We start from the raw sequence: 10,681 nt of genomic DNA on the forward strand, positions 1-10,681 counted from the left end.
CGTCGTCGGTGACGGTCCGCACGACCCCGGTGCGCGTTACGGACGTGGGGCTCAGGCTTCGGAGCCGGTGGTGGAGCGGCGACGGCCGGCGAGGACGCCGTAGGCGACCCCGGCGGCGCCGACGACGATGCCGACCACACCGAGGACGCGGGCGGTGGTGTCGGTGCCGCCGGAGGGGCCGGTGTCGTCGGAGGCGGTGGTCTCCGTCTTGGCCGCGGTCTCCTCGGCCGAGGCGTCCTCGGCCGTGCCGGTCCCGTGGTGGTCGCCGGTGGCGGCGGACAGCGTGAGGACCGGGGCCGGGTTCTCCGGCTCCTCCTGGCCCTTCTGCTGCACCTCGATCCAGCGGACGACCTCCTTGTTGGAGTACGTCTGGACCGCCTTGAAGACCAGTTCGTCGGTGTCCTCGGGCAGGGCGCCCACGGAGAGCGGGAACTTCTGGAAGTAGCCCGCCTCGATGCCCTTGCCGTCGGTGGCGGTCCAGGTGACCTTGGTGACCGCCTCGTCGATCTTCTCGCCGTGCATCTCCAGCGGCTTGGCCAGCTTGGACTTGGTGACCTCGATCTTCCAGCCGGCCATCGGCTGCGGCATCACGGAGGCCAGCGGGTGGTCGGTGGGGAAGTTGACCTCGACCTTGGTGGTCGAGGCGTTGTCGCGCTCGTTGGGCACCTTGAAGTCGATGACCGCGTAACCGCCCTTGGCGGCGGTGCCCTCGGGCTGGACGCTGACGTGCGCGAACGCGGGCGAGGAGACGGCCAGCACGGCCGTACCCGCGACGGCGGTGACGGCGGCGATACGAGAAGCCTTCATGGCAGGGAGCACTCCACTCTGAGTGAGTTCTGTCGTTGAGGGGGCGTGCGGGCAGCGGAATGCGCACGCACGCGCGCGTGCCGCACGACGGCGGCAGGCCCCTCCGGATCGGACAGATCCCGGTGAGTGTGCTGGTCGCGTCGTGTCAGGCGGCGAGAGCGAGAACGGCGGCGGACTTCGGCGGACCGCGCCGGATCACGGAGTGCTGGAGCGTGACGGCGCACGGGGCGGGCGGTTCGGCCCAGGCGCTACGGCGGTCACGCGCGGGCGCCTCGGGTGCCGCCACAAGCCCGGCGCACAGGGCGCGCGCCAGCGCGAGCGCCCCTCGCAGGGAACGGACGAGCGCCGCTTCCCCGACCCCGCGCGCCGAATCGGCGGACAGCTCGATCAGCCGCAGCAGCGCCAGATCGCCCCGGCGCAGCAGCCATCCGGCCACGACGGCCGCGAGCACGTGCCCGAGCAGCATCGGCACGGAGGGCAGCAGCGAGCCGAAGGACCCGGTGCCCGTCGTGCCGCCCATCCCGCTCATGCCCGTGCTCATGCCCGTGGCGGAGGAGGTGGTGAGATGCGCGTCCGCGAGGATCTTGTACGCGTGGGCGGGGCTGAGCTGCGCCGCCCCGGCCCCGCACAGCAGCCGTGCGGCCCGCTCGACCGCCGAGGCGTCGCCCGCGGACAAGGACGACAAGGAAGACACCGACGACATCGACGACATGGTCATCGAGCCGCCGGACAGCGCGGTGGTCCCGTGCTGGCCGAGGCCGAACAGCGTGTGCAGGGCGGTCTGCAGGACCGCCAGCAGCGCCACGATCCCCGGCAGGGTGCGGGCCCGCCCGGTCAGCGGGACGACGAGTGCCAGGGTGCCCAGGAAGCCCGCGCCGAGCGTCCACAGCGGAACGGTGGCGCAGGAGGCCAGGGCGTGCCCCGCCGCGGCCAGCACGACACAGAGCGCGGCGAACACCACGGCCCGCAGGAGCCGCAGTCCGCTTCCGGTGCGCGCCGTGCGCGGGCGGGGGGCAGTCATGGCGCGCTCATCATCGCACTGGACCCGCACCCGCTTGACGTCAGGTCCGGAAGATTCCGTTACCTGCGGAAAGGGGGACTGGGAGGGATGGTGGGCGGCATACGAGAGGTGATCGAGGGAAAGAACCTAAAGATCATTCTTGTGCCGAACCACCCGCTCATACACCGAAACCTCCCGGGGCGCATCCCCCGGATGGGCGTTCTCACATGAACGGAGTGCTTACACCCGCGCACGGGTGGCAATAGGTATCGGTATGTCGAGCCGCGGCCAGGAGGCTGGAGCATGAGCATCTGGTGGTCCCTCCATCTGAGGCGCGAGGCCGCGAGCGTGCCGCTCGCCCGTCGGCTGCTGATCGGCACGATGGAGACGGCGGGTGTCGACCCCGACATCTCCTACGACCTCTCCGTCGCCCTCAGCGAGGCCTGCGCGAACGCCGTCGAGCACGGCGGGGCCGGCCGCCCCTCGGAGGCGTACCGGGTCACCGCCTACCTGGACGGCGAGAAGTGCCGTATCGAGGTGGCCGATTCGGGCCCGGGGCTCGGTCCGGGGTTCGCCCGCACCCAGGACCTCAGACCCGCCCGCCCCGACGCCGAGAACGGCAGAGGGCTCTGTCTCATCAGGGAACTCGCCGATCACGTCCACATCGGCAACAAACCCGGCCGCGGTGGCACCGTGGTCAGCTTCGACAAGATCCTCAAGTGGAAGAAAGATCCTTCCCTGCTTTCGGCATGAAGCTCGCTCCCGCATAACACCCGCGCTAGGGTGCGCGCATGATTCTCAGAAAGCTTAAAGAAAGTGTGCTCAGGCCCGGTGTGATATTGCGTCTGATTGCCGTGGGCGACGCGAAAGCGCTGTGCGCCGCATACGTCGGCAACCGAAGCCATCTCGAACCCTGGGAACCGGTCAGACCCGAGTCCTTCTTCACCGTCGAGGGCCAGACCGAACGCATCGATGGCCTGCTGGGACAGGTCGCCGACGGGTTGATGGCGCCCTGGGTCATGGAGTCGTCCGAGGACGGCCGGATCGTCGGCGCGATCACCCTTTCCGGAATTTCCCTGGGCCCTTTCTGCAGTTCCTACGTCGGCTATTGGGTGGCGGGCGATCAGCAGGGCCGGGGTCTGGCCACCGCCGCTCTGGAGCGGGTCTGCGAGATCGCCAGGGATGTCGTGGGACTGCACCGGATCGAGGCGTCCACCCTGATCGAGAACACGACGTCCCAGCGGGTGCTGAAGAAATGCGGATTCGAGACGATCGGTGATGCGCCGCAGTATCTGCACATCAATGGAGAATGGCGGGACAGCCGGCTGTTCCAGCGGGTCCTGCACGACCGCGCCCCGGCCCTGTGACGCCGTCGCCCGGGTGCTGTGACCGCCTCAACCCGCCGCTGTGACCAGCGTTTTCGCGTCGGCTTCAGCTTCCTGGGTGTTCACAGCTCGTTGCCAGCTCCCGCCCATGCCCCTGACAAACGGCGTTTCTAGCTTCGTCGACCATGACGGGAAACCACAAGAACACGTCGATCACCCGGCGCCGGGCCCTCGCGGTGTCCGGCGGCACGGTGGCGGCCGGCGGCCTCGCGGTCGCCGGCTTCCAGTCGGCCTTCGCCGACACGACCGACAGCACCGACGCGGACGCCTCGGCCTCCGCCAGCTCCACCAGCAGTGAGTGCATGACGCTGATGACCAGCGTCACGGAAGGCCCGTACTACCTCGATGGTGCCTTGGTGCGCAAGGACATCACCGAGGGCAAGGCCGGCGTTCCGCTGACCCTCCGCCTGACCGTCGTGGACGCCACCGACGGCTGCACCCCGGTCAAGGGCGCCGCGGTCGAGATCTGGCACTGCGACGCCTGGGGCTACTACTCCGGCTACACCACCGCCAACCCCGGCGGCTCCGCCCCCGCGGAGAGCGAGGAGGGCGACTCCGCCAACGACCAGACCTACCTGCGCGGCTATCAGATCGCCAACGCCAACGGGGTCGTCAAGTTCGAGACGATCTTCCCCGGCTGGTACACCCCGCGCACCTGCCACATCCACGTGAAGGTGCACACGGGCGGCGAGAAGGAGGACGGCACCTACGAGGGCGGCATCGTCAACTACACCGGGCAGCTCTTCTTCGACGACGACATCGCCGAGGAGATCTTCACGCTCGAGCCCTACTCGAAGCACACCGGCAGCTACACCGTCCTCGCCGACGACATGGTGTACGACGGCGGTGGCGCCTCCAGCGGTCTGCTGACCCTGAAGGCCGTGCACAAGAAGGACCCCTCGAAGGGCTACAAGGGCTCGCTGACCCTGGGCATCGACCCGGACGCCGAGAGCACGGGCGCCGGCAGCGGTGGCGGCGGCACCCCGCCGAGCGACGCTCCGACGGGCACCCCGCCGAGCGACGCCCCCAGCGACAGCGCCTCCCCTTCGGCCTCCGCCTCCTCATAAGGTAAGGGACATGACAAGCCGCGAGGACGACGCGCTGGCGGTGGCCGCGGTCACCGCGCTCACCGGTCAGCTGGCGCTGGCCCCGAAGCCGGGGCTGCCCGACCCGCGTGACCTGGACGCCCGCAGCACGCGCCAGGAGCACGACAGTCTGCGCTGGTCGGCCAAGGCGCTCGCGCCCGGCCTCGCGGCGATGGCCGCCTCCGCCCGCCGCACCGGCGAACCCTCGCCGGTGCTGCGGGCGGAACTGGGCGCGATCGGCCGGTGCACCGAGCACTCGGTCGGCCTGGCCGGCGGCGGTCACAAGGGCGCCCTGTGGGCCCTCGGCCTGCTCGTCGCCGCGGCCGCCCTGGACCCCCGGGCCAAGGCCCGCGACATCACCGCGAACGCCCGCAAGATCGCCGCCTTCAACGACAAGGGCGCCCCCAAGCGCCCCTCCCGGGGTTCGTCGATCTCCGCGAAGTACGGCGCGGCCGGCGCCCGTGGCGAGGCCCGCGCCGGATTCCCGCACGTCCGCAGGGCACTCGACGCCCTCGCCACCGCCCGCAAGGCCGGCGCCACCGAGAACCAGGCCCGCCTCGACGCCTTACTCACCGTGATGTCCACCCTCCAGGACACCGAACTCCTCTACGACACCGGCCCCATGGGCCTGCGCCACGTCCAGGCGGGAGCGCGGGGCGTCATGGAAGCAGGCGGCACGGCGACGGAGGCAGGAGCCGAGGCACTCGTCGCCCTGGACACAGACCTCCACGAACGCGGCTGGAGCCCGAGGGGCAGCGCGGGACTGATGGCAGGCGCATTGTTCCTGGACGCCTTGCCCACTTTGTAACGCCCTAGCTGGAGCGCCCCTTCAGGGGCGCGGGGAACTGCGCGAGCAACCCCCACACACCCGCAGAACGCAACGATGGCCGGGCACCCACCCAGGTACCCGGCCATTCACACGTCACGTCAGCCCTTAAGCGAAGCCATCCACGCCTCGACCTCGCCCGACCGCCGAGGCAGCCCCGCGGACATGTTCCGGTTCCCGTCGGCCGTCACCAGGATGTCGTCCTCGATCCGCACCCCGATCCCCCGGTACTCCTCCGGCACGGTCAGATCGTCGGCCTGGAAGTACAGCCCCGGCTCGACGGTCAGCACCATCCCCGCCTCCAGCACACCCTCCACATACGTCTCGGTCCGCGCGGCAGCGCAGTCGTGGACGTCGAGCCCGAGCATGTGCCCGGTCCCGTGCAGCGTCCACCGGCGCTGCAGACCCAGCTCCAGCACCCGCTCCACCGGCCCCTCCACTAGCCCCCACTCGACGAGCCGCTCGGCCAGCACCCGCTGCGCGGCATCGTGGAAGTCGCGGTACTTCGCGCCCGGCTGCACCGCCGCGATGCCGGCCTCCTGGGCGTCGTACACGGCGTCGTAGATCTTCTTCTGCAGCTCGCTGTACGTGCCGTTGACCGGCAGCGTGCGAGTGACGTCGGCGGTGTAGAGCGAGTGCGTCTCGACGCCGGCGTCGAGCAGGAGCAGCTCGCCCGAGCGCACCGGCCCGTCGTTGCGCACCCAGTGCAGCGTGCAGGCGTGCGGGCCGGCCGCGCAGATGGAGCCGTAGCCGATGTCGTTGCCCTCGACCCGCGCGCGCAGGAAGAACGTGCCCTCGATGTAGCGCTCGCTGGTCGCCTCGGCCTTGTCGAGCACGCGTACGACGTCCTCGAAGCCGCGCGCCGTGGAGTCGACGGCCTTCTGCAGCTCGCCGACCTCCCACTCGTCCTTGACCAGGCGGGCCTCGGAGAGGAAGACGCGCAGTTCCTCGTCGCGCTCGGCGGTGACCTTGTCGGTCAGCGCCTCCTGGACGCCGGCGTCGTACCCGCGCACGACCCGCACCGGGCCGGTGGCCTCACGGAGCTGGTCGGCGAGCTCGCGGACGTCGGCGGCGGGGATGCCGTAGAGCGCCTCGGACTCGGTCAGGGAGTGGCGGCGGCCCACCCACAGCTCGCCCTGCCCGGAGAGCCAGAACTCGCCGTTCTCGCGGTCGGAGCGGGGCAGCAGGTAGACGGTGGCCACATGGCCGTCGTCCTTCGGCTCCAGGACGAGTACGCCGTCCTCCGTCTGGTTGCCGGTGAGATAGACGTACTCGACCGACGCCCGGAACGGGTAGTCCGTGTCGTTCGAGCGGGTCTTCAGGTTGCCGGCCGGGATCACCAGGCGCTCGCCCGGGAAGCGGGCGGACAGCTCGGCGCGGCGGCGCGCGGTGTGCCCGGCCTGCTCGACCGGGGTCAGGTCGTGCAGCTCCGTGTCGGCCCAGCCGGACTTCATGCTCTCGGCGAGCTCGTCGGACACGCCCGGGTACAGGCCGTTCTTGCGCTGCTTGATCGGCTCTTCGCTCTCTTCCGGGGTCTCCGGGGTGAGCTCGTCGGCCACGTCATCCTCCTCGACACTGCTGTGGATCCCGTCCATCGTACGGTCGTACCGAACGGCGTCCCAGGAACAGGGGACCACGGGCCGTGTGACGTGCGCCGAGCTTGGCTTCTGACTGACCGGTCAGTCGAACCGGGCGGCCAGCAGAACGACGTCCTCCTCGCTGTCGGCCGCGTCGAGGCCGTCCGGCAGGACGGTGCGCAGCACATGGTCGGCGATCGCCCCGGGGTCGCCGCGCAGGGGGCGGGGGACGCTCGCGGCGGCCGTGTGCAGCCGGGCGAAGGCGCGGTCCATGGGGTCGCCGGTGCGGTGCAGCAGCCCGTCGGTGTAGAAGAGAACGGTTTCGCCTGCTTCGGCCTGGATCTCCACGCTGGGCGCCTCCCAGCAGGCCAGCATGCCCAGCGGCGCGGACACCGAGGTCTCCGCGAACTCGGTGCGGTGCTCCCCGAGCAGCAGCGGCGGGCTGTGGCCGGCGCCGGCCAGGGTGACCTTGCGCAGGGCCGGCTCGCAGTAGGCGAACAGGGCGGTGGCCGAGCGGGCCGGCTCGGTCAGCCGCAGCAGCAGCTCCAGATCGGACAGGACCGCGACCGGGTCCTCGCCCTCCATCACGGCGTACGCCCGCAGGGAGGCGCGCAGCCGTCCCATCGCGGCGACCGCGCTGGGCCCGGAGCCGGTCACCGAGCCGACCGCGAGCCCGAGGGCCGCGTCGGGCAGCGGCAGCGCGTCGTACCAGTCGCCGCCGCCGCGCGGGCCGGTGCGGTGCCGGGCGGCGAGCTGGACGCCGGCCACCCGGGGCAGCCGGGAGGGGAGCAGTTCCTCGGCGATGGTCGCCATGCACGCGCGCGTGCGCTCCACCTCCAGCAGCCGGGCCAGGTGCTCGGCCGCGTACCGGACGTACAGGCCGATGAGATGGCGCCGGCGCTCGTCGGGCTCGGCGGGCTCGTCGTAGAGCCAGGCGACCGCGCCCAGGCGGACCGCGGAGTCGGTGGTGACGGGGAGCGCGTAACTGGCGGCGTAGCCGAGGCGGGCGGCGACCTCGCGGTGCCGGGGGTGCAGGCCGTCCTCGGCGAACAGGTCGGGGTGCACGATCTCGTCGGCGGTGGCGCTGTCGTACGGCAGCGCGTCGGGCGGCACGGTCTCCAGGTGACCGAGGTCCGCGCGGCCGAGACCGAGGCCGATGGTGGTGCGCGGGCCGAGCCCGTCGGCCGGCTCCAGCGCTACGAGACCGCGCCGGGCGCCCACGAGGGCGGCACCGGCGCGCAGCAGCTCCTGGAGGGCGGGCTCCAGTCCGTCGGCGCGGGCGAGCCGTTCGGTCAGTTCGTGCAGCGTGGTGAGGTCGGAGACCCAGCCGGCCAGCCGGTCCTGGAGGACGGTGCCGGGCGCCGGTGCGGCGGGGGCCTTCGGGACGGGGGGTGCGCCGGGGGCGGCGGGCACGGGCGCGACAGTGTGTGCGGGCGTGGGAACCGTTGAATCGATTCCGGCCACTTTCGGAGGGTGCGGGGCGTTCATCGCGTCCGGCTTTCAGACCTGTGCGTATTGCTCAAAAGCATCGCAAACCCCCATGTCTTTCTGCGCCACTGGCAGTGTCTCCACATGTACACGCACTCGTGAGGAGATGTCCAGCATTGTCCTGCCGGGATTCCTGGTGTCCGTAGGCCTCTTGAGGTCTTCTCCCGGACCGCTTGCACAAAATCAAAGTTGGCTTAAAACTGACTCGGGTAACGGTTCATTGCGGTCGACTGGCCTTGCTCCACAGAGCGTCACAGCGGTCGTGATGGGTACGTACTCGGTGAAGGCCGGGGGTGGTTGGGGACCACCCGGAACCCGGCAACGGACCCGGGCGTCTTAACCACCGACGACCGTGCCCCATCCTCCCGTGGCGGAGGCGGAGAGAAACACTCGGAACGGCAAAACGCCAGACTTCGCCACCCCCACGCCGTGGCCGTGCTTTTGATAGACGCAGTACGAGCAGCAGTACGCAGCTGTACGACGTATGTACGACGCAGTACGACACAGTGCTTGAACGCGGGCGCGGCCCCCGCTCGACCCCATGGGGTTCCCCTTGCCCAGTGCAGGGGTGTGATGCGCCAACAGGTACGCACAGTGAAGTGATCGACACATGATGTGATGTGGTCCACGGTGTTGCCAGCGGTGCAACGGAAAGGAACGAGCGCTCATGCGCGAGATCCTCGGAAGGCGACGCAGGCTCCTGTCCAAGCGCAACGACAAGGGGCCTGAGCTGCTCGGCGCGGCCCTGACCTTCGCGACGGAATGGCAGTGGCCCGTACTCCCGGGCGTGGCTCCGGACCCGCAGGGCCGGGCCCGTTGTGCCTGCCCCGACCCGGAGTGCACGGTCCCCGGCGCGCACCCCTTCGACCCCGGCCTGCTGGCCGCCACCACCGACGAGCGCATGGTGCGCTGGTGGTGGGGCAACCGGCCGGCCGCCCCGATCGTCCTCGCCACCGGTGCCGCCGGCGGCACGGCGCCCTGCGCGGTCAGCCTGCCGGCTCTCGCCGCCTCCCGCGCCCTCACCCTCCTCGACCGCCGCGGCATGCGCCTCGGTCCGGTGGTCGCCGCGCCCAACCGGTGGGCGCTGCTCGTCAAGCCGTACTCCATGGAGCAGCTGGGCGAGCTGCTGTACGCCAAGGACTTCGTCCCCGGCTCGCTCCGCTTCCACGGCGAGGGCGGCTATCTCGCCCTGCCGCCCTCCGAGACCGGCCAGGGCGCCATCCGCTGGGAGCGCGCGCCGCTGCCCGGCTCGGCCAAGCCGTGGGTGCCCGATGTGGAGGCCGTGGTGGACGCCGTGGTCGACGCCCTCACTCGTACGGGTGTGAGCGCACCCGAGTTGTAAGGGTGTCGGGCGCGAGAACCCGGCTTCCCGCGCCGCGCTGGTTACCCTCCGCACATGCTGCGTAATTCTGGGGGGCACGGTAAGCGACGGCCGCTCCGCGGCGGTCCGGACTCCCGACTGCGTCTGCTCGCCCTCGCGGGTGTCATGGTGTGCGCGGTGGCGCTGCCACTGACCGTGGCCTCCGCGGGGCAGGTGGGCGACGCCACCGCACGCCCCGCCCGGCGCGACGCCGGCCACGACGCTCGCCACGACGACGACGCGAAGCTGCCGAAGCCCGCCCGGTCCCCCCTGGTGCTCGGCCTGGGCCTGTCCACGGCCGCCCGCTGCGGCCCCGAACTCACCTCCCCCGACGGGGTGGAGGCGCAGACCTGTGTGATGGCGCAGGGTCCGGACACCTGGGCGCGCACCTACTACCGCAACGCCACCGGGTCGGCCCTGGAGGCCGTCCTGAGCTTCATGGGCCCGGCCGGCCGCACCGTGCAGACGCACTGCGCCGCCGACGCCGACGACGAACCCGCCACCTGTGAGACGCCCCGGGAGCGCGCACGGGGCTCGCTGGACGGCTACACGGCGGTCACGGAGTTCGCGGCGCGGGAGGGCGACGGACGGCTGCTGCTGCGTTCCGCGAGCAACTCCGAGAACGGTTCCGGGAGCGGATCCGGGAGCGGCTCCGAAAACGGTTCCGGGAGCGGTCCTGGGACCGGCTCCGGTGGCTCCGCCGGCTCGCCGGCGGGCAGCCTGGGCGACCTTTCGCGGGAGTGACTTCGGGAAGCGACTCCGGGCGGGACCCCGAGAGGCACTCGGCCGTGGTGACGGGCGCGGGGTGTGGGTCAACTCTCCGAGGTCAAACGGGAGTTGACGAACGGCCTCGGTCCGTACACCGGACGCGGGCATGAAAGGGCCCGGTTGCTGGCGACGGGGGATGCACCAGCAACCGGGCTACTGAGACGGTAACAAGAGATCGGCGGTTCGCAAATTCGATCTCGGCTATTCGGACACGTATTTGCTTGCCACGTAGGGAAGTTGTGACAGGAGTCACCCGATTCAACACACCTGGGGCGGGGGTCCGGGGGGGGCGCCGCGACCCCTTTCCCCTTCTGATAGTGAGCAGAGCGGGTCCAGGGGGGTTGTGAGGCCGCCCCCGGCCCCGGGCGCCTCCCCCGGGGGGGGT

Annotated in this window: 10 protein-coding genes; 6 read left to right on the top strand and 4 right to left on the bottom strand. The window is 71.1% G+C overall.

Going from position 1 to position 10,681, the window contains the following annotated elements; all coding sequences use genetic code 11:
* Positions 1 to 51: 51 nt before the first annotated feature.
* Both ACGFZS_RS10425 and ACGFZS_RS10430 read right to left on the bottom strand, forming a co-directional pair.
* A complete protein-coding gene (locus tag ACGFZS_RS10425; protein WP_393794746.1) occupies positions 52 to 807 on the bottom strand; it encodes a YcnI family protein in 756 nt (251 codons plus the stop codon).
* 145 nt (positions 808 to 952) lie between these two features.
* Positions 953 to 1,828, bottom strand: a complete 876-nt coding sequence (locus ACGFZS_RS10430) for a hypothetical protein (RefSeq protein WP_393794747.1) — start codon at positions 1,826 to 1,828, stop codon at positions 953 to 955.
* Positions 1,829 to 2,110: 282 nt separating this feature from the next.
* Between ACGFZS_RS10430 and ACGFZS_RS10435 the strand changes: the two genes are divergently transcribed.
* The 4 genes from ACGFZS_RS10435 to ACGFZS_RS10450 all read left to right on the top strand — a co-directional run bounded on the left by ACGFZS_RS10435 (position 2,111) and on the right by ACGFZS_RS10450 (position 5,085).
* Positions 2,111 to 2,560, top strand: coding sequence for an ATP-binding protein (locus tag ACGFZS_RS10435; RefSeq protein ID WP_355724531.1), 450 nt, complete (start codon positions 2,111 to 2,113; stop codon positions 2,558 to 2,560).
* A 38-nt stretch (positions 2,561 to 2,598) separates the two neighbouring features.
* A complete protein-coding gene (locus tag ACGFZS_RS10440; protein ID WP_393794748.1) occupies positions 2,599 to 3,174 on the top strand; it encodes a GNAT family N-acetyltransferase in 576 nt (191 codons plus the stop codon).
* A gap of 143 nt (positions 3,175 to 3,317) precedes the next feature.
* Positions 3,318 to 4,259, top strand: a complete 942-nt coding sequence (locus ACGFZS_RS10445) for an intradiol ring-cleavage dioxygenase (protein ID WP_355724537.1) — start codon at positions 3,318 to 3,320, stop codon at positions 4,257 to 4,259.
* Between the two features lie 10 nt (positions 4,260 to 4,269).
* Positions 4,270 to 5,085: a triphosphoribosyl-dephospho-CoA synthase gene (locus tag ACGFZS_RS10450; protein ID WP_393794749.1), complete on the top strand. Its 816-nt coding sequence runs from the start codon at positions 4,270 to 4,272 to the stop codon at positions 5,083 to 5,085.
* Between the two features lie 119 nt (positions 5,086 to 5,204).
* Here the strand turns inward: ACGFZS_RS10450 and ACGFZS_RS10455 are convergent, their stop codons facing one another.
* Positions 5,205 to 6,662, bottom strand: coding sequence for an aminopeptidase P family protein (locus tag ACGFZS_RS10455; protein WP_393794750.1), 1,458 nt, complete (start codon positions 6,660 to 6,662; stop codon positions 5,205 to 5,207).
* A 120-nt stretch (positions 6,663 to 6,782) separates the two neighbouring features.
* Entirely contained in the window at positions 6,783 to 8,168 is a 1,386-nt protein-coding gene (locus ACGFZS_RS10460; RefSeq protein ID WP_393794751.1) for a PP2C family protein-serine/threonine phosphatase, read from the bottom strand.
* A gap of 667 nt (positions 8,169 to 8,835) precedes the next feature.
* On the opposite strand from ACGFZS_RS10460, the gene ACGFZS_RS10465 reads away from it, so the two are divergent.
* Both ACGFZS_RS10465 and ACGFZS_RS10470 read left to right on the top strand, forming a co-directional pair.
* Positions 8,836 to 9,510 carry a bifunctional DNA primase/polymerase gene (locus ACGFZS_RS10465; protein ID WP_355724545.1) on the top strand — a complete coding sequence of 225 codons (675 nt, stop codon included), beginning with the start codon at positions 8,836 to 8,838 and terminating at the stop codon, positions 9,508 to 9,510.
* Positions 9,511 to 9,654: 144 nt separating this feature from the next.
* Positions 9,655 to 10,272 carry a hypothetical protein gene (locus ACGFZS_RS10470; protein WP_393794880.1) on the top strand — a complete coding sequence of 206 codons (618 nt, stop codon included), beginning with the start codon at positions 9,655 to 9,657 and terminating at the stop codon, positions 10,270 to 10,272.
* The last annotated feature ends 409 nt before the right edge of the window (positions 10,273 to 10,681 follow it).

It is taken from the genome of Streptomyces sp. NPDC048288 (genome assembly GCF_043201555.1).
In the GTDB taxonomy this organism is placed as follows: domain Bacteria; phylum Actinomycetota; class Actinomycetes; order Streptomycetales; family Streptomycetaceae; genus Streptomyces.